At 74.0% G+C, this 17994-nt stretch carries 23 protein-coding genes; 12 read left to right on the top strand and 11 right to left on the bottom strand.

The features are described from left to right. Positions 1-18: 18 nt before the first annotated feature. Complete coding sequence (locus tag ESG85_RS14320; RefSeq protein ID WP_128979221.1) at positions 19-519, bottom strand: hypothetical protein; 501 nt, start codon at positions 517-519, stop codon at positions 19-21. 324 nt (positions 520-843) lie between these two features. Here ESG85_RS14320 and ESG85_RS14315 point away from each other — a divergent pair, with 324 nt between their 5' ends. Further along, positions 844-1080 (top strand): DUF6480 family protein, encoded by a 237-nt coding sequence (locus tag ESG85_RS14315; RefSeq protein ID WP_128979219.1) that lies wholly within the window; start codon positions 844-846, stop codon positions 1078-1080. A gap of 162 nt (positions 1081-1242) precedes the next feature. Here the strand turns inward: ESG85_RS14315 and ESG85_RS14310 are convergent, their stop codons facing one another. Then, positions 1243-1656, bottom strand: coding sequence for a VOC family protein (locus tag ESG85_RS14310; RefSeq protein WP_128979217.1), 414 nt, complete (start codon positions 1654-1656; stop codon positions 1243-1245). A 178-nt stretch (positions 1657-1834) separates the two neighbouring features. Here ESG85_RS14310 and ESG85_RS14305 point away from each other — a divergent pair, with 178 nt between their 5' ends. From ESG85_RS14305 to ESG85_RS35315, 3 genes are all read left to right on the top strand, one after another. Further along, entirely contained in the window at positions 1835-2032 is a 198-nt protein-coding gene (locus tag ESG85_RS14305) for a hypothetical protein (RefSeq protein ID WP_128979215.1), read from the top strand. Between the two features lie 161 nt (positions 2033-2193). After that, positions 2194-2754: a hypothetical protein gene (locus ESG85_RS14300; protein WP_128979213.1), complete on the top strand. Its 561-nt coding sequence runs from the start codon at positions 2194-2196 to the stop codon at positions 2752-2754. A gap of 16 nt (positions 2755-2770) precedes the next feature. Then, positions 2771-3520 carry a hypothetical protein gene (locus ESG85_RS35315; RefSeq protein ID WP_181019036.1) on the top strand — a complete coding sequence of 250 codons (750 nt, stop codon included), beginning with the start codon at positions 2771-2773 and terminating at the stop codon, positions 3518-3520. A gap of 72 nt (positions 3521-3592) precedes the next feature. Here the strand turns inward: ESG85_RS35315 and ESG85_RS14290 are convergent, their stop codons facing one another. After that, the gene (locus ESG85_RS14290) at positions 3593-4465 is read right to left on the bottom strand and encodes a class I SAM-dependent methyltransferase (RefSeq protein ID WP_128979211.1); all 873 of its coding nucleotides are present in this window, start codon (positions 4463-4465) and stop codon (positions 3593-3595) included. Further along, positions 4462-4611, bottom strand: coding sequence for a hypothetical protein (locus ESG85_RS34990; RefSeq protein WP_164986245.1), 150 nt, complete (start codon positions 4609-4611; stop codon positions 4462-4464). Before ESG85_RS34990 ends, ESG85_RS14290 begins: the two co-directional genes overlap by 4 nt. A 129-nt stretch (positions 4612-4740) precedes the next feature. Between ESG85_RS34990 and ESG85_RS14285 the strand changes: the two genes are divergently transcribed. The 6 genes from ESG85_RS14285 (at position 4741) to pucL (ending at position 9535) form a co-directional block, all read left to right on the top strand. After that, the gene (locus ESG85_RS14285) at positions 4741-5160 is read left to right on the top strand and encodes a hypothetical protein (RefSeq protein ID WP_246095017.1); all 420 of its coding nucleotides are present in this window, start codon (positions 4741-4743) and stop codon (positions 5158-5160) included. Between the two features lie 123 nt (positions 5161-5283). Next, the gene (locus tag ESG85_RS14280; RefSeq protein ID WP_164986244.1) at positions 5284-5955 is read left to right on the top strand and encodes a DUF6766 family protein; all 672 of its coding nucleotides are present in this window, start codon (positions 5284-5286) and stop codon (positions 5953-5955) included. Positions 5956-6035: 80 nt separating this feature from the next. Further along, positions 6036-7001, top strand: a complete 966-nt coding sequence (locus ESG85_RS14275; protein WP_128979205.1) for an LLM class F420-dependent oxidoreductase — start codon at positions 6036-6038, stop codon at positions 6999-7001. 148 nt (positions 7002-7149) lie between these two features. Next, positions 7150-7845 (top strand): type 1 glutamine amidotransferase domain-containing protein, encoded by a 696-nt coding sequence (locus tag ESG85_RS14270; RefSeq protein ID WP_128979203.1) that lies wholly within the window; start codon positions 7150-7152, stop codon positions 7843-7845. 161 nt (positions 7846-8006) lie between these two features. After that, positions 8007-8417: a nuclear transport factor 2 family protein gene (locus tag ESG85_RS14265; RefSeq protein ID WP_128979201.1), complete on the top strand. Its 411-nt coding sequence runs from the start codon at positions 8007-8009 to the stop codon at positions 8415-8417. A 197-nt stretch (positions 8418-8614) separates the two neighbouring features. Continuing rightward, positions 8615-9535 (top strand): factor-independent urate hydroxylase, encoded by a 921-nt coding sequence (gene pucL, locus ESG85_RS14260; RefSeq protein WP_128979198.1) that lies wholly within the window; start codon positions 8615-8617, stop codon positions 9533-9535. Positions 9536-9597: 62 nt separating this feature from the next. Here pucL and ESG85_RS14255 read toward each other — a convergent pair whose 3' ends face one another. The 4 genes from ESG85_RS14255 to ESG85_RS14240 form a co-directional block, all read right to left on the bottom strand. After that, positions 9598-10218 carry a TOPRIM nucleotidyl transferase/hydrolase domain-containing protein gene (locus tag ESG85_RS14255; protein ID WP_128979196.1) on the bottom strand — a complete coding sequence of 207 codons (621 nt, stop codon included), beginning with the start codon at positions 10216-10218 and terminating at the stop codon, positions 9598-9600. Between the two features lie 92 nt (positions 10219-10310). After that, complete coding sequence (locus ESG85_RS14250; protein ID WP_128979194.1) at positions 10311-11177, bottom strand: crotonase/enoyl-CoA hydratase family protein; 867 nt, start codon at positions 11175-11177, stop codon at positions 10311-10313. Positions 11178-11187: 10 nt separating this feature from the next. Continuing rightward, entirely contained in the window at positions 11188-12084 is an 897-nt protein-coding gene (locus ESG85_RS14245; protein ID WP_128979192.1) for an MmyB family transcriptional regulator, read from the bottom strand. Between the two features lie 233 nt (positions 12085-12317). Further along, positions 12318-13706, bottom strand: a complete 1389-nt coding sequence (locus ESG85_RS14240) for an amidase (RefSeq protein WP_128979190.1) — start codon at positions 13704-13706, stop codon at positions 12318-12320. Positions 13707-14013: 307 nt separating this feature from the next. Here ESG85_RS14240 and ESG85_RS14230 point away from each other — a divergent pair, with 307 nt between their 5' ends. Further along, on the top strand, positions 14014-14850 hold the full coding sequence (locus ESG85_RS14230) for an aminotransferase class IV (RefSeq protein ID WP_128979186.1): 837 nt from the start codon (positions 14014-14016) through the stop codon (positions 14848-14850). Positions 14851-14902: 52 nt separating this feature from the next. Here the strand turns inward: ESG85_RS14230 and ESG85_RS14225 are convergent, their stop codons facing one another. After that, positions 14903-15256: an MmcQ/YjbR family DNA-binding protein gene (locus tag ESG85_RS14225; protein ID WP_128979184.1), complete on the bottom strand. Its 354-nt coding sequence runs from the start codon at positions 15254-15256 to the stop codon at positions 14903-14905. A gap of 128 nt (positions 15257-15384) precedes the next feature. Between ESG85_RS14225 and ESG85_RS14220 the strand changes: the two genes are divergently transcribed. Then, entirely contained in the window at positions 15385-16275 is an 891-nt protein-coding gene (locus tag ESG85_RS14220; RefSeq protein WP_128979182.1) for an SDR family NAD(P)-dependent oxidoreductase, read from the top strand. 163 nt (positions 16276-16438) lie between these two features. Here ESG85_RS14220 and ESG85_RS14215 read toward each other — a convergent pair whose 3' ends face one another. Both ESG85_RS14215 and ESG85_RS14210 read right to left on the bottom strand, forming a co-directional pair. Then, a complete protein-coding gene (locus tag ESG85_RS14215) occupies positions 16439-17104 on the bottom strand; it encodes a DUF998 domain-containing protein (protein ID WP_128979180.1) in 666 nt (221 codons plus the stop codon). Positions 17105-17257: 153 nt separating this feature from the next. Then, a partial coding sequence (locus ESG85_RS14210) for a CAP domain-containing protein (RefSeq protein WP_164986243.1) occupies positions 17258-17994 on the bottom strand: 737 nt, incomplete at its 5' end.

Below are 17994 nucleotides of genomic sequence, written 5' to 3'. Positions count from 1 at the left end.
TCCTCGTCTCCTCGTCGCCTATGGGCTTCCCTCAGCGCCACCGCCGGTGCCGTCGACGGCGGTGTCCCGGTGCATCGCCGCCTCCTCGGCGGGGACCTCGTCCTCGGGGCCCGTGTCACGCGCCGTGACACCGCCGGGGACACGCGGGTCGGGCGCGACGAGCCGGCCCGCGGGCGTGGCACCGGACTCCCGGTCCAGCGGCTCGCCCTCGCCTCCGGGCAGGTCTCCGACGGCGTCGCCCTCGACGGCCGTGACGTCGGGCTCCTCCTCGGCCAGGCGGTCGTCGAGGGGCGCGCCCTCACGCTGCTCGGCGGTCGTCGTGCCGCGGCGCGTGACCGCGCCCGGTCGGTCGGGCGGTGAGAAGCCGGGTTCCTCGGGAGAGTCGGCCGTCTCGTCCCCCAGCATGTTCTCCGGGTCGAGCGGGCCGCTGGGCCGGTTCGGGGCATCCGAGCCGGTGGGCTGGTAGACGTCGTCGCCGCGCGCGTCCTGCTCGGCGGCGGGATCGTTCTGCGCCGTCACGTCTCTTCCCTTCGTCCTTGTCGTAGCGCGGCGGGTCCGGCGGCTCGGGGCCGTGCCGTTCCTCGCCCCGCGTCGGGCGGCCGGACCGGACCCGGCCCCTCGACCTCCATCGTGCGTTCGTCGTCGAGCCGGGCCCGGACGTGCCGGTGCCGCGCGGGGGCACGGTCACGGCCGTCCGCCTCGTGCGCACGCTGCTGATCGGTGTCGGTCCGCCTCGCACCGCGACTACCCGGCCGGGACGAATGAAACCGGCCGGAGAGGGCAGTCGTCGGACCGCACGGCCGTGCCGGGCGTGCCGGGGACCGCGAGCAGGAGGTGACGGCCATGACCGTTCCGAGCAACCCCGATCCCGACCCCCGCTCCACCACGGGCCTGGAACCCGGTGGCGGTGTGCCACCGGGCGAGACCCCTCCGGCGGAGACGGGGACGAGCACCGGCACCGGCCCGCACCGGCGTCCGACCCGGGGCTGGGCCGGCGGCCCGCTCTTCCTCGTGCTCCTCGTCGTCCTGGTCGTCGCGCTGTTCTTCGCGGCGTACGGAATCGTGCTGGCCACGCGCTGAATCCCGGGTGGAGGCGGCGGCGAGCGCGGAGGTGACGGCGGGAGAGGAGACGGAGGAGGCGGCGGCGGCTCACGGGCGGGTGCGAGATCGGCACCCGCCCGGACGACGTCCGACGCGCGCCGCCGGAGCTGACCCGCTGCCCTGCCGAGCCTCTCCCGGGCCTCAGCCCTGTTCGGTGATGTCGACCATCCACGTGATGCCGAACCTGTCCGTGCACATGCCGAACACGTCGCCCCACATCTGCTTCTCCAGGGGGACGGACACGGTGCCCCCGGACGACAGCTTCTCCCAGTAGCCGCGCAGCTCGTCCGCGTCGTCGCCGCTCAGGCTGATCGCGATGTTGTTGCCGGGTTCGTGTTCCATGCCGGGCGGCACGTCGGACGCCATCAGCGCGAATCCGCGGTCGGTCTCGAGCATGCCGTGCATGATCTTCTCCTCGTAGCCGGGCGGCGTCTGCGAGCCGAACTCGCCGTAACCGCTCAGGCTGAGCGTGCCGCCCAGGACGCTCTTGTAGAACTCCAAGGCCTGCCGCGCGTCGCCGGAGAAGCTGATGTACGGATTGAGTCGCGATGCCAAGGAAGGCTCCTTTCGGGAAGGTCCCATGGTGTCGAGCAGTGACTTTATGGCGCCATGGGGTGATTTGAGCGTTGTGGCACCATCCGTCCCTCGTCCGGTCGCCCGGCGGACGTCTGGTCCGGCGCTCACCGGGTAGTGGCCACGCGACACCCGCGGGAGCGGAGAGGCGGAGAGGATCATGGTCTGGCAGGCCGAAACCCGGACGCACGACGGCGGCACCCATGGCCGGCACGGGCTCACGGACGAGGAGTTCGTCGTGCTGATGCGGGAGGCCCGTGCGGAGGCACGGCGCTGTCGGGTCGGCCGCCCGCCCGCCGACGAGACCGACTTCGCGCTCCGCACGCAGCACGCCGAGTTCGGCGCCGCCGCCCATTGACACCCACCGCCCGTTGGCACCCACCGCCCACGGACGCACCCCGCCACCGGACGCCACGGCCCGTCGTCGCACCTCGCGGACGACGGGCCGTTTCGGTCGCCGGCAGCCGGGCAGGCGCGGTGCGAACAGCCCGTCACCGTCACACTCAAGGGGGCCGGGTCATGTCCACAGGAACCGTACTGGCCATCGTCATACCGATCGCGGTCGTGGTCGTCCTGATCGTCCTGGCCTTCGTGCTCGACCGCCGCAGACGGAACCGGCTCCGGGAGCGTTACGGCTCCGAGTACGACCGCACGGTCGACGAGGCGGGCGGCAGGCGGGCGGCCGAGCACGACCTCGGCGCACGCGAGGAGCGGCACGACTCGCTCGACATCCGCCCGCTCGACGAGGACCTGAGGAAGCGATACCTGAGCGAGTGGCGGGGCGTGCAGGAGCAGTTCGTCGACCACCCCGAGACGGCGGTGCACGACGCTGACCGCCTGGTGACGGCCGTCATGCGCGAGCGGGGCTATCCCACGGAGAACTTCGACCAGCAGGCCCGTGACCTGTCCGTCGAGCACGGCCGCACCCTGGAGCACTACCGCGCGGCCCACGACGTCGAGCACCTCAGCTCACGACACGAGGCCACCACGGAGCAGCTGCGCGGGGCGATGATCCACTACCGGGTCCTCTTCGAGGAACTGCTCGCCGACGGAAACCGGCCCGGCTCCGGCCGGCCCTGAGAGGCAGGACTTCGGCATGCGCGACAACGACACTTCCGGACGCCCCGACACCGGCCTGTCGACCGAGGACATCGCCCGCCGCCCGGCCGGGAACGAGCGCGGGACGGACCCCGCCGCACCACCGGCGTACCCCGGCGAAAGCATCCCCACGAGCGGCGACGACAGCCCCGGCGGCACCGGTGAACGCGGTGGCCCCGGCGACCCCGGCGGCACGGACACCGGGACGGGCGTCCGTACGGACCGGACGGGTGACGCGGTCACCGAGACCGGAACCGGCACCTTCCCCGACACTGACACCGGCGCCGAGACCGGCACCGTTTCCGACGCCGACTCCGACGCCTACAGCCGTACGGGGACCGACGCCGGCGCCGACAGCCGTACGGGTACCGACACCGGCGTCACCGAGGCGGACGGCGGGGTCCGGGCCGACCGCCCGGACCGCACCGTCGACGGGTCGCCGCGACTGATGGAGGCGGCGGACGAGGAGAGCTTCCGCACCCGCTGGCACGACATCCAGAGCATGTTCGTCGACGATCCCCGCGAGGCCGTGCACGCGGCCGACACCCTCGTCGCCGACGTGATGCAGAAGCTCGCCGCCACCTTCGCCGACCACCGGCGCACCCTCGAAGGCCAGTGGAAGCAGGGCGAGGACGTCGACACGGAGGCCCTGCGCACGGCCCTGCGCCAGTACCGCTCGTTCTTCCAGCGGCTGCTCAGCCAGGGCGCGGACCACGATCGCGGGTCGGATCGCGGGCCGGCGTCCTGAAGGCCGTCGTCCCGTCCGCGGCTGCGGTTCGGTCCCGGTGACCGGGCCGGCGCCGCGGACGGCCCACCACGGCTACGGCGCGACGGCCCCCGTGGCGGCCTTACGGCCCCACGCGGTCAGCATCCCCGCGGACAGCGCCGCGCACCCGTCGGAGTCCAGGTAGCGGATCGCCTCGTCGAGACCTTCGTCGTCGATCAGTCCGGTGGCCAGCATCGCGGCGCGGCCGCGCTGCCAGGTGTCCGCCCAGAAGCGGCTGATGGGGCTGCCGGGCACCAACGGCGGCACGTGGATCTCGGCGGCGACGCCGGTGAGTCCGGCATCGCGCAGCAGGCCGGGGCACGAGGGCACCCACGAGACGTCGGTGCCGATCTCCGCCCGCAGCCCCCGCCACATCGCCCGCATGGCGAGCGCGTACGGCGTGCCGTCCGATCCCGCACGGTCGCTCGTCAGGTCCACCGCGTCGCTGAGCACCAGCACCCCGCCGGGCTCGACGAGCCGGGCCAGGGTGCGGATCAGCCGCTCGCGTTCGGGCAGGTGCATGAGCACGAACCGCGCGTGGACGAGCCGGAACCGGCCGCGGCCGGCGGCGAAGTCCGGCGCGGTGACGTCGGCCTCGGCCACGTCGAGTCCGGGCACGGCCCGCCGGGCGAGGAAGCGGACGTCGCGGTCCACTGCCAGCACGGAGTCCACCCCGGCCTCGTCGAGCAGCCGGTGCGCCACCGTGCCCGTGCCGGCGCCCACGTCGAGGCAGCGCCATCCCGGACCGGCTCCCAGCGCCCGCAGTCGCGCCAGGGTGATGTCGTCGTAGGCGAGCGCGCCGAAGTCGATGCGCTCGCCCTCGCCCGCCTGCTCGGGCCGGAAGACGGCTTCGCCGTACCGTCCGCCGCCGCCACCGTCCGCGTCGCCACCACCGCCGCCGCCCGGGGCACCGCCCGGCGCGCTCACCCGTGCGCCCGCGAGGTGACGCTGATCAGGCCCGTCATGGGCCCCGGCGGTGCGCTGAGGTCCTCCCAGAACCCGTTGATCCACGGAAGGGCGAGCACGAGGACCAACAGCCCTGCGGCCAGCGGGATGAACTCGGGACGGCCCATGTCTCCAGCTCACCCGGGATCCGCGGCGACCGCCTTCAGGAGTCGGCCGAACGGGTGGGCCGCGGGCCGGGAAGGCGCGCGGCCGGAGTGTCGCCCCCTGCGCGCGCCCGGCGCGTGCAGGGTGGGGGCATGTCGGTGATTCCGCGTGCGGCCGGTGCGCTGCTCGGCACGGCGGCGCTGCTGTGCGTCCTGGCTGGGTGCGGCGCGTCTCCGGCGCGCGAGCAAGGCGCCACGGACGCGGGGCGGCGGTTCACGGCGGCGCTGGCCGCCGGCGACTACCGGACCGGCTGCGCGCTGCTGGCGCCCGAGACCCGCTCGCAGGTCGAGCAGGACGCCAAGGGTCCGTGCGGACCGGCCCTGCGGGAGCTGGGGCTGCCGAAGGCCGGTGCGGCGCGGCACGTCGACGTGTACGGCCGGGACGCCCTGCTGCGGATGACGGGCGACACGCTGTTCCTGTCGCAGTTCGCGGGTGGCTGGCTGGTGACCGCGGCCGGCTGTGAACCGCGGGCGGAGGACGAGCCGTACGACTGCTCGCTCGAGGGAGGGTGACGCGATGAGGGCCGTGTTCATCGGCTGTGTCCTGACGATCCTGGGCGGCCTCGCCTACTTCACCGCGATCGGAGCGATGCACAGGTGACCGGGCGAGGGTCCGGGCAGGGGAACGAGCGGCGCGTGGGGTTCTGGCGGTCGAACAGTCTCACCCTCGCCTTCGGCGCCGCCTTCTTCGTGGTCCTCGCCGCCCAGGCCGTCGCCGGCCGGGCCGAGTTCAATGAGCAGCTGGCCGTCGAGGGACTCCAGCAGATCGCGTTCGGCGAGTACCTGATGTCGTCCGACTTCGCCGTCGACGTCACCGAGAACTGGCAGTCCGAGTTCCTGCAGTTCTTCCTGTACGTGTTCGGCACCGTGCACCTGGTCCAGCGCGGCTCGCCGGAGTCCAAGCCGCTCGACCGCGCGGGGACCGAGAGCGACCGCATGCAGCGGATGGGCGAGCACGCGGAGTCCGGTTCGCCGCGCTGGGCGGGGACGAAGGACTGGCGCCAGGGCCTGTACTCCCGCTCGCTCGGCCTGGTCATGGCGGGCTTCTTCCTGTTCTCGTGGTTCGCCCAGTCCGTGGCCGGTGTCGCCGCGTACAACGGCATTCGGCTGCGGCAGCTCCAGGCCCCGATCGACTGGGGCGCGTACCTCGCGTCCGCCGACTTCTGGAACCGCTCGCTGCAGAACTGGCAGTCGGAACTGCTCGCCGTCGCCGCGATGGCCGTCCTGTCCGTCTACCTCCGTCAGCGCGGCTCCCCCGAGTCCAAGCCGGTCGGCGCCCCGCACTCCGCCACCGGCGTCGAGGGCTGAATCCCGGGCCGTCGGCGGGGGCGGCCGGGGAGCGGACCGCCGGCCGTTTACGCGTGGGCGGACGGGGCACTCGGCGGCACATGATGCACATCGGCTACACGATGATGACCGAGCAGGCCGGCCCGCGTGAGCTGGTCCGGCACGTGGTCGAGGCGGAGGCCGTGGGCTTCGACTTCTCCGTGGTCTCGGACCACTCGTTCCCGTGGCTGGAGGCCCAGGGGCACTCGCCGTACGCGTGGAGCGTGCTGGGCGCGGCGGCGCAGGCCACGTCCACGATTCCGCTGATGACCTTCGTGACCTGCCCGACCTTCCGCTACCACCCGGCCGTGGTCGCGCAGAAGGCGGCGACCGTGCAGCTGCTGTCCGAGGGCCGCTTCCGGCTCGGCCTCGGCTCCGGCGAGAACCTCAACGAGCACGTCGCCACCGAGGGCTGGCCCTCCGCACGGGTCCGGCTCGACCGGCTGGAAGAGGCCGTCGGGATCATCCGGGACCTGTTCGCGGGCGGGTACGTGACCCGGCGCGGGCGGCACTTCCAGGTCGACGCCGCCCGGCTCTGGGACCTGCCCGAGACGCCGCCTCCGATCGGGATCGCCGCCTCCGGGCCCCGCTCCTGCGCCCTGGCCGGGCGGCACGGCGACCTGCTGATCGCGACCGAGCCGGAGCGGGAGCTCGTGGACGCCTTCGACGCCCACGGCGGTGCGGGCAAGCCCCGGTTCGGCCAGCTTCCGGTCTGTTACGACACCGACCGGGACGCCGCCGTGGCCCGTGCGCACGAGCAGTTCCGCTGGGCGGTCGGCGGCTGGCACGTGAACGCCGAGCTGCCGCTGCCCGCCGGGTTCGAGCAGGCCACCGCGTGCGTCCGCCGTGAGGACGTGGCGGAGGCGATCCCCTGCGGGGACGATCCCGACGCGGTGGTGAAGGCGGCCCGGGAGTACGAGGAGGCGGGCTTCACGGACCTCGCGCTGGTGCAGATCGGCGGCGGGCACCAGGGGCCGTTCCTGCGCTGGGCCGAGCAGACGCTGCTGCCGGCCCTGCGCGAGCGCTGAGGTCACGGGCGGACGAGTGCCTGCCATCGGATATCCGATGGCAGGCATTGCCTTCTTCATTGGATCCCTATGGGTGGGCCGCCTTACCGTCGACGACATCGCTTCTTCCACCGGCCCCGCAGGGGCCCGTCACTTCCGGAGCACTCCGATGTCAAAGATCCTTTTCGTGATGACCGGTGCCGACCACTGGACGCTGGCCGACGGTACCGAGCACCCCACCGGCTTCTGGGCCGAGGAGGCCGTCGCGCCGCACGAGGCCTTCACCGCGGCCGGGCACGACGTCGTCGTCGCGACGCCGGGCGGGGTCGTGCCGACCGTGGACGCGGGCAGCCTCGCGCCCGAGGTCAACGGCGGCCGGGAGGGCGCCGACCGGGTCGCCGCGGCCCTGGCGGCCATGGGCGAGCTCAAGAGCCCGGTGAAGCTGGAGGACGTGGATCCCGCCGACTACGACGCCGTCTTCTACCCCGGCGGCCACGGCCCGATGGAGGACCTCGCGGTCGACGCCGCCTCCGGGCGGCTCCTGGTCGCCGCCCTGGAGTCGGGCAAGCCGCTCGGCGTCGTCTGCCACGGCTCGGCCGCCCTGCTCGCCGCCCGGACGGAGGACGGCGACAACGCCTTCGCGGGCTACCGGGTCGCCGCGTTCACCGACGCGGAGGAGATGCAGGCGGGGCTCGGCGAGCGCGCGAAGTGGCTCCTGGAGACCCGGCTCGGCGAGGCGGGCCTGGACGTCAGGCCCGGCGAGCCGTGGGCGCCGAACGTCGTCGTCGACCGCAACCTGGTCACCGGCCAGAACCCGGCCTCCTCGGCCCCGCTCGCCGTCGAGCTGCTCAAGAAGCTGGCCTGAACCGCCGGACGGCCCGCCGGACAGCCCACCGGACGGGGCTCGACCGACCGCCGGACGGGGCTCGACCGATCGCCGGCCGGGACTGGACCGATCGCCGCGGGAGCCTCTACCCTTCCTCCAGAGATATTCAATTTGTTGAGTAGTCATGGAGGCTGGTAGGTATGAAGTCCTTCCGTCAGGCGGTCGAGGCCGGCGACCACGCCGCGGTCGAGGCCCTGCTCGCCGAGGACGTCGTCTTCACCAGCCCCGTGGCGTTCAGGCCGTACCCGGGCAAGGCGATCACGGCGGCCATCCTGCGCGGTGTCACCCGCGTCTTCACCGACTTCCGCTACGTGCGGGAGATCGTCGGCGCGGACGGCCGCGACCAGGCCCTCGTCTTCACGGCGAAGGTGGGAGACCGGGAGATCAACGGCTGCGACTTCCTGCACTTCGACGAGGACGGTCTGATCGACGACTTCACGGTGATGGTCCGGCCGCTGTCCGCCGCCCAGGCGCTCTCCGCGGCGATGGGCGCGCAGTTCGACCGGATCGCCGCCGAGGCGGCCGGCGGCGACCGGAATTCCGGCGGGTGATCGTTCGCCGCCTCTTGTCGATCAGGGGCGGCCTGTGCTGCAATCCGTGGCGAACACACCTACGGACCGGGATGCTCGTCAGTCCCGGGGCGGCCCCACTGGCGCGGGGCCGGACGGCGGGGAGCGTCACGCGATGCGCGGCGCTGGACGCCGGGCGTACGGGGACCACGTTTCCACGTACCCGCAGGAGCAACGCCATGAGCAAGCACGTCCTGGCCCAGAACCAGTACGGCAAGGCCGAGAACCGCATCGTCACGATCACCCGTCAGGGCAACGAGGGCGCCTGGCACGAGATCCGCGACCTGAACGTCTCCGTCGCCCTGCGCGGCGAGTTCCGCGAGGTCCACCTGACCGGTGACAACGGCAACTGTCTGCCGACCGACACCACCAAGAACACCGTCTACGCCTTCGCGAAGGAACACGGCATCGCCTCGCCCGAGGCGTTCGCCATCCTGCTCGCCAAGCACTTCGTGCACGCGCAGCCGGTGATCCACGAGGCGCAGATCCGGGTCGAGGAGTTCGCCTGGGACCGGGTCTCCGTGCCCACGCGCGCCGAGCAGCACTCGTTCGTCCGCAAGGGCCAGGAGGTGCGCACCGCGCAGGTCACGTACAACGGTCACACCGGTCAGCTCCAGGTCGTCTCCGGCCTGAAGGAACTGACCGTCATGAACTCGACCAACTCCGAGTTCCACGGCTTCATCAAGGACAGGTACACGACCCTCCAGGAGGCCTACGACCGCATCCTGGCCACCAAGGTCACGGCCCGCTGGGCGCACTCCGCGACCGCCGCCGGCGAGCCGGAGTTCGACTGGGACCGCTCGTACCGGCAGGTCAGGCGCCACATGCTGGAGGCCTTCGCAGAGACGTACAGCTACTCCCTGCAGCAGACGCTGAACGCGATGGCCGAGCGGGTCCTCGACAACTGCGGGAGCGTCAACGAGGTCCGCCTCAACCTCCCGAACAAGCACCACTTCCTCGTCGACCTCGAGCCCTTCGGCCTCAAGAACGACAACGAGGTGTACTACGCCGCCGACCGGATGTACGGCCTGATCGAGGGCACCATCCACCGCGACGGCGTCCAGCCGGTGATCGCCACCAGCGACTGGATCACCGCCTGACACCTCCCCGCGGCTCCGCGCACGGCGCCGCTGCGGACCGGCCGGCTCCGGGCGGCGCCTCGTCAGAGGCCGGTCAGCAGCGCGTCGAGCGGGGTGGGCGTGCCGGCGGGCGGGAGGGCCTCGACCAGTGCGCGGCCGTAGTGGATCTTGCGGCCCTTCTTCGTCCCGAGGAAGCGGCGGAGCTGCTGCTGCGGTGTGCGGGTGCGCTGCTCGGGCTGACGCAGGAAGGTCCGCAGGGGGCGCAGGTCGCCCTGTTCCTCGACGACCTCGCGCACCCGTTCATGACCGAGCGCGCGGATAAGTTCGTCCTCCAGGTCCGCCTCGCAGACGTGGAACTCCTGCTCGGCCGACACGCCCGCCCGCTCCCAGCCGCGCGCGTAGTAGCCGCGCTCCCGCTCGTCGCACAGGCCGGTGAGGCGCAGACCGAGACCGGGCGGGCCGAGCAGCCGCGCGAAGCGGGCCACGTTCATCGCGCCGTTCATGGACAGCACACAGACGCCCTCGGCCGCCAGGTCGCGGCCGCGGCGCGCGGCCAGCGCGTCCACCGCGGCGACGTCGCTCAGCCCTTCCAGCAGGACGACGGTCCGCACGGGCAGCCGCTCCGCGAGCTCCCGCGCCGGTTCTCCGGGCCCGCCGGCCGCCCACGCGGTGACCGCCCGCCGGAACGCCTCCATGTCACTCATGGGACGAGTCTCCGGCGCTCGTGCGTGCCGCGCCAGGCATTTTCGCCGTTGCCCGGAGCGCCGGAGCTCCCCCGCCCCCGGCGTCGCCCTTCTCACCGGTCGAAGGAGCCGTGCCGTCCCGCGCCCGACGCGAACCGCGCGGCGCCCGCCGTGGTCTCCCCCGCGGACAACGGGACGAGTCCGTGGCGGAGTTCGAGCGCCAGGGCCTCGGCCTCGGGCAGACCGTGCTGTTCGCGGACGGACAGCCGGTCATGGCGCAGACACAGCTGCGGGAAGGCGGCGATCTCCCGGGCGAGTTCTTCCGCCGCGGCGCGCGAACCACCGGACGGGACGAGGCGGTTGGCGAGACCGATGGCGTGGGCCTCGGCGGCCGGGACGGGGCGTCCGGTGAGGATCAGGTCCATGGCGCGGCTCTCGCCGATGAGCCGGGGCAGGCGGACGGTGCCGCCGTCGATCAGCGGGACGCCCCAGCGGCGGCAGAACACGCCGAGGACGGCGTCCTCCTCGACCACCCGCAGGTCGCACCAGAGGGCCAGCTCGAGACCGCCGGCCACGGCGTGACCGGCGACGGCGGCGATGACCGGCTTGGTGAGGCGCAGCCGGGTCGGCCCCATGGGGCCGTCGCCGTCCTCGGCCACGCGGTTGCCGCGCTCGGTGCCGACGGCCTTGAGGTCCGCGCCCGCGCAGAAGGTCCCGCCGTCGCCCCACAGCACGGCGACCGCGGCCTCGTCGTCCGCCTCGAACTCCCGGAAGGCGTCCGCCAGCCGGGCGGCGGTGGGGCCGTCCACGGCGTTGCGTGCGGAAGGCCGCGACAGGATCACGGTCGTGACCGGGCCGTCGCGCTCGACCCGTACGGAATCCTGCCCGGGCGCGGACGACGACGAGGTCGTGGCGGAGTGCGCGGCACCGGTCCCGGGATCGGAACCGGGCGAGGAGGACGGCGCGGGAGTGTCGGTCATGGCCGCATTCTCACGTGGCCGCCCCGGCACCGCCAGGCCGCGCCACGCGGCCGGCCGCCGCCGCGGCCCGGCGAGGTGACGGCAGCTCGGGTCCGGGGGCGGACGGAGTGAACATGCTGATGTGGAGGCGGGCGCCGGGGGCCGCGGTGAGGTCGGCCAGGCAGGTCGTGAGCACGCCCGGGCCGAGGACGGCGTGTCGCAGCGGGAGTTCGGAACCGTCGTAGAAGGGGATCGGGACGGAGGCGCTGTCGCGGTAGAGCGGGCCGGTCACCGGGTCGGCGAGGACGTCGCGTTCGAGCCGGGTGAGGCCGTCGTTGCCGGGGCGCAGCTCCGCGGCGTGCTTCAGGTGCGGCATCAGGGCCGGCACCCACCGGGTCTCCCAGTCGATGAGGACGTCGGTGCGGGCCACGGGGTCGAGCAGCAGGAGGCGCATGATGTTGGCCGGCGCCTGTCCGTGCGGGAAGAGTCGGCGGAACGCCTCGTTGTGGGCGAGGACGTTCCATTCGATGTCGTGGATGAAGGCCACGGCGTCGCCGACCTGCTCGATGATCCGGTGCCACACCTCCGCCACGGACTCGCCCGAGTTGCTGTGCAGCGCGTGCGGCGGGTGTTCCTTGCGGGTCAGCCGCCACAGGAAGGCCCATTCCTGCTCGTCGAGGCGGAGGGTCCGGGCGACCGCGGCGAGGAAGTCCGTGCCGGGGTTGGCGAGCTGACCGTTCTCGAACCGGTTGTACGTGCCGACGGTCCGCATGAGCAGCGCGTCCATCTGCTCCTGACTCAGGCCGGCGGCCCGCCGTCCGGGGCCGGGCAGTCGCTTCGGGAATCCCATGGTCACGGGGTCGAGCGCGGCCCTGCGCTTCTGCAGCATCTCCTTCAGAAGGCCTCGGTCGCTGGCCGAGAGTCTCATGCGGTGCGGCACCTTTCGTCGGGACGCCGGCCGGCCGCCGGCCGGCGGGCTCCCATTATCTGCAAGATCATCCCCTGGAAAGACCCGCCGGCCGACGGAAGACTGGATCACACGAACCACCGGGCCCCGGACCGAAAAACGGGGGACCGGGGCACCGGTGGTCGATCACCACGGCACGACCACGACACGGCGGCGACACGGCCGCCGCACGACCGCGACGCGGGCCGTCCGGCTCACGCGTCCTGGATGCGGTGGAACGGGCGCTCCGACTCCAGGGTGAAGGCGACGTCGAGCAGGGTGCGTTCGGCGCCGGGGCGGGCCGAGAACATGACGCCGATGGGGAGGCCTTCGGCGGTCGTGGTCGGTCCCGGCAGGGACAGCGACGGCGTGCCGACGACGTTGTCGATCGGGGTGAACGCGACGTACGCGAGGATCCGTTCGATCAAAGTCGGGTACGGCACCGCCGGGCTGAGGTGACCGATCGGCGGCGTCGTGTGGGCGAGGACCGGCGAGAGGAGCAGGTCGTGGCCGCGGAACGCCGCCGCGTACGCCTCCTTCGTGCGGCGCAGTCGGCGCAGGACGCCCGGGGTGCCGCGCCAGTTCTCGAGGTAGGTCTCGCGCAGACCGCGGCTGAGGCCGTCCATGCGGCGCCGGTCGAAACCGTCGCCCAGGGTCCGTCCGGTGACGCCGATGAGGAACGACAGCAGCCCCCAGTAGGTGAGGAAGTCGGCGGTGAAGCGCGGGTCGATGGCCGGCCGCACGGGCTCCACGGTGTGGCCGAGCCGTTCGAGCGCGGCGGCCGTCTCGGTGACCGCCTCGCGGGTGGCCGCGTCGGAGCGGACGCCGTTCGGGGAGTCGAGCAGCAGGCCGATGCGCAGCCGGCGGCCGGAGGGGCCCTCTACGAGACCGACGGGTGGCAGTCCGGGGTTGCGCCAGTACCGTTCGGCGGCGGCGAGGAACGCGGCGGAGTCCCGCACCGAGCGGGTCACGACGCCGTCCGTCACCAGGTCCAGGGGTAGTTGGCGGCTCTGGGCGTTGGGCACGACCCGGCCGCGGGTCGGCTTGAGGCCGACGAGTCCGCAGCACGCGGACGGGATGCGGATCGAACCCCCGCCGTCGTTGGCGTGCGCGATCGGCACGGCTCCGGCGGCGACCAGGGCGGCGCTGCCGCCGGACGAACCACCCGCCGAACGGCCGGTGTTCCAGGGGTTGCGGACCGGCTCGGCCGCCTCGAACTCCGTCGACGGGCTGAACCCGAACTCGGGCAGCCGGGTCTTGCCGAGGACCGTGACGCCGGTGCTCAGGAACTGCCGGGCGAAGGGCGCGTCCCGGCGGGCGGCGCGCGGTGTGAACGCCGCGCTGCCGTGCCCGGTGGGCAGGCCCCGCCGGTCGGTGTTGTCCTTGACGAAGCTCGGCACGCCGGCGAAGGCCCCTGCCGCGCCTCCGGCGGCGGGATCGGGGGCGGCGTGGAGCTGGACCGCGTGGAGCCGGTCCTCCACGGACCGTACGCGCTCCGCCGCGTCCCGTGCGACCTCGGCGGCGCCGACCTCGCCCCGCCGGATCGCCTCGGCGAGTCCGACCGCGTCGTGCTCGCCCAGGGCGTCGTCCCGGAAGGCGTGCACCCTGGCCCGTTCCCCGGCTCCGGAACCGGCACCGGCACCGGCACCGGCACCGGAATCGGAAGCGGAACCAGAAGCGGACCCGGAACCGGACGGGGCCCCGGGGCGAGCGTCGGACCGCGCGCCGGAGCGCGGTGCAGAAGGGGAATCCGAATGGGAAGTCGTCACCGCTGCCTCAGCCCCCGGCCGTGTGGAACGCGCGTGGATGGTGGTCGGTCACCATCATGGCGTACCCGCGGGTAACACGCGAGAGGATCGAGCAGCGGACCGCGGTCCGGGCGCGTCGGTCCGGGCACGTCAGACTGTGGTCATGGCAACTGTCAACGGAGCCCCCGCGTCCGTCGCCCAGATGACGGCCCTCGCCCTCACCAACTACGGGCACTTCACCACCCTCCGGGTCGAGGACGGCGCGGTACGGGGCCTCGCCCTGCACCTCGACCGGCTGGTGCGGGACTGCTCCGCCGTGTTCGGCGCGGAACTGGATCCGGAGCGGGTGCGGGCGTACGTACGGGAGGCGGTCGACGGACGGGAGGCGATGGACGGACGGGAGACGGCGGACGGACGGCCGGGTGCGCTGACCGTGCGGGTCACCGTCTTCGATCCCGCCCTGGACATCACGCGCCCGGCGGAGGGCGCGGCCGACCCGCACGTCCTGGTGACGACCCGGCCTGCGGGCTCGCTCTTCCCGGCGCCGCTGCGGGTGACGGCCCGCCCGTACCGTCGCGACGCCGCCGGCGTGAAGCACGTCGCGCTCTTCGGGCAGCTGGCGCTGCGGCGCGCGGCACGGTCGGCGGGCTTCGACGACGTGCTCTTCACGGAGGCCGGCGGGACGGAGGCCGGCGGTCTGGTCGCCGAGGGCTGCACCTGGAACGTCGGCTTCGTCGACGGCGACGGCCAGGTGGTGTGGCCCCGGGCCGAGGTGCTGTCGGGCGTGACCATGCGGCTGCTGCGCGCGGCGCGTCCCGCAGCCCTCGTCCGGCCCGTGGCCACCGCCGAACTGCCCGCCATGCGCGCCGTCTTCGCCACGAACGCGGCGATCGGTGTGCGCGCCGTCCGCGCGATCGACGGGCTGCGCTTCCCCGACGACGATCCGGTCCTCGCGGAACTCCGCGAGGCCTATCTCGCGATCCCGCCGGAGCGGCTGTGACCGGACGCCCCGCCGCGGCCCGCCGGTCGCGGTGCCGGGTGCCCGGCACCCGCTACGCCGGGGCCGCGAGCTCCGGGTGCTCCTTGAGGAGCCGAGGCGGAGCCGCCTGCTGCCAGGAGTCGACGACGATCGCGCGCAGCTCCTCCGGGTCGTCGACGGCCGCGAGCCGCACCCGTACCCACGCGAAGGCCGCCTCGTGGTCCGCGACCCAGAACTTCTCCGGCTCCGCGAGGACCAGTTCGTCGCGCTCCAGCTTCGGACAGCGGACGGCCATCGTCGTCTCGTCCTCCGGCAGCGTCAGGAACATCTTCCCGGCGACCCGGAAGGTGGGCATGGACCACGCCACCTTCTCCGTCGTCTCGGGCAGGGCGAGCGCGAGCGCGCGGACTTCGTCGGAAGTGCTCATACGGCCGACCCTACGACGGGCCACCGACACCGGCCGTGCCTATGATCACGACAGCGCGGCACGGACGGACGACGCCGGCCGCGCACCCCGGGAAGCGTGACCGGCATGGCGACGGAGGCCTGACCAGCATGGCGGAGGACGAGGACCGGCGCGTGTATCTCGTGACCGGCGGCGGCACCGGCATCGGCGCCGCGACGGCGCGGCTGCTGGCCGCGGCGGGACACCGGGTCGTGGTGTCCGGGCGCCGACCTGAGCCGCTGCACCTGGTCGCGGAGGAGACCGGCGGGCTGGCCGTGCCGTCGGACATCGGCGACCCGGACGCGACGGGCGCGCTCGTGGACGCGGCGATCGGCGCGTACGGGCGGCTCGACGGGCTCGTCCTCAACGCCGGCATCGGGCGCGGCGGCGGGGTGGGCGAGGTGACGCTCGAGGACTGGGACGCGGTCATGCGCACCAACCTCACCGGCCCGTTCCACCTGTTGCGCGCCGCGCTCCCGCATCTGCTCGAAGCCCGCGGGGCGGTGGTCGCGGTCGCCTCGGTCTCCGCGCTGCGCAACGGCGTCGGCAACGCGGCCTACGCCACCTCCAAGGCGGCCCTGCTCCAGCTGTGCCGTTCGCTCGCGGTCGACTACGGCGGTGCCGGGCTGCGCGCCAACACGGTGTGCCCGAGCTGGGTGCGCACGGACATGGCGGACCGGCGCATGAACCGCTTCGCGGAGGAGGCGGGCCTGGACTCCGGCGCGGCGGGCGCAAGCGGCGGGAGCGGTCGGAGCAGCGGGAGCGGTCGAAGCAGCGGGAGCGGTCGAAGCGGGGTCGAGGTCGCGTACGAGGAGGTCACCCGGGTGCTGCCGGCCGGGCGGCCCGGTGAGCCGCGGGAGGTGGCCGAGGCGATCGCCTGGCTGCTCTCCCCCGCCGCCTCCTTCGTCAACGGCGCGGTGCTCACCGTCGACGGCGGCGCCACGGCGCTCGATCCGGGCACGCTGGGCTTCGCGTTCCGCCTGGAGCCGCGGAACGGCTGACCGCCCGGCCGTCCCGCTCCGCGCCGACCGGCACCACGTCGCCGCCCTCGTCGGCGGCGCCGGATCGGTGACCGCCCGGATCGGTGACTGCCCAGGTCGGTGACGGCCCGGATCGGCCCCGCCTGCAATCGGCCCCCCGTCCGCAATCGGCCCCCTCCTGCGATCAGTCCCGGCCGGGATCAGCTCCTGCCGCGCCCCGGCCGCGACCGGCGTCGGCCCGGACCGGGCCGGTACGCGGCGCGGTCCCGCGCTGGTGCCACAGGCAGGACAGGACCACCACCAGCGGCCACAGGGACTGCATGCAGGTCACGAGGCGTTCGGCGACGCCCGCGGCACCGTCCCGGTCGGTCTCCACCAGGTACCAGAGGGCGCCGGCGCCCATCGACGCCGTGGCGAGGGCGGCGGGCCAGGGCCGCAGCGCCCACGGGGCCGTCGTCCCGCCGCGTACGGAGGCGAGCACCGGCCACAGCGCGAGCAGCGCGAAGCCGGTGGCGGCCACGGAGCCGTGCCGCAGCGAGCCTCCGCTGCTGGGCGTCGGGACGAACGCCACGGCCAGCGCCGCCATGCCGCCGGCGGCCAGCGCCACCCGCCCCGGCGTGGCCGCGGCGCGCAGCCCCCACGCCGTGCCCAGGTGGCACAGGCCCACGGCGAGCAGCGCGCCGGTCATCACCCAGAACCCCGCGGCGCCGTAGGCCGCGAGGACGCTGATGGTCTGCCGTACGGCGTCGTAGGAGGGCCCTTCGAGCGCGGCCGCGGCCGTCCAGCCGACGACCAGCACGACGGGTGCGGTGCCCGACGGCAGCAGGGTCCATCTCGGAACGCGTCGCATCGGATCACGGTAGGCGGCGAACCCGCTCCGGGCGTGCGGAGCACGCCGCGCGCCCGTGCCGTCACCCCGGAAGGGCGCCGCGCGGGCGCGCCTGCCCGCTTGCCCGCCTGCCTGACCGCCTGCCTGCCTGCCTGCCTGCCTGCCGGACCGGCCCTAACGGGCGCCGAAGACCTGCGTCCAGTAGGGGCCGCCGGCGGTGTGGATGCCGATGCCGATCTCCTTGAAGGAGCAGTTCAGGATGTTGGCGCGGTGGCCGGGGCTGTTCATCCAGGCCTTCATGACGTCGGCGGGCGTGCGCTGGCCCATGGCGATGTTCTCGCCGTAGGTCGACCAGCGGTATCCGGCGGCGGTGACGCGGTCGCCGGGGTCGGCCCCGTCGGGGTTGGTGTGGTCGAAGAAGTCCCGTGCGGCCATGTCGTCGGAGTGGCCCTGGGCGGCGCGGGTGAGCAGCGTGTGCTCGGTGAGCGGCCCGCAGCCGGCCTTCGCGCGCTCGGCGTTGGCGAGCTCGATCACCTGGGCGGCGTCGGACGAGGAGGTGGGACCGGAGCCGCCGGTGGCCGTGGGCCGCGGGCTGGGCGGGGGCGGGGTGGTGGTGCGCGGCGGGGCGGGCTTGGTGGTGGCCGGCTTGGTGGGCTTGGGCGAGGGCTTCGCCGTGCGGCTGGGCCGCGCGGTGGAGCTGCTCGCGCTGGGCGTCGACGAGAGGGTCGCCGGGTCGGTGCCCGCGGGCTCCAGGGCCGAGCCGGTGTCGGGGGCCGCGGCGCGGGTCACGTCGACGGCGTCCGGGTCGCCGCCCTCGGGACCGTTGGTGAGGTAGAAGGTGCCTCCCGTGACCGCGAAGACGGCGAGTCCCGCGGCGGCGGCCGCCCGGCGCCGGCCGCGCTTGCGCTCCC

The sequence above is a fragment of the Streptomyces roseicoloratus genome, from assembly GCF_004117935.1.
GTDB lineage: Bacteria > Actinomycetota > Actinomycetes > Streptomycetales > Streptomycetaceae > Streptomyces > Streptomyces roseicoloratus.
The sequence above is the reverse complement of the archived record's forward strand: the minus strand, read 5'-3'. Positions and strand labels throughout refer to the sequence as shown.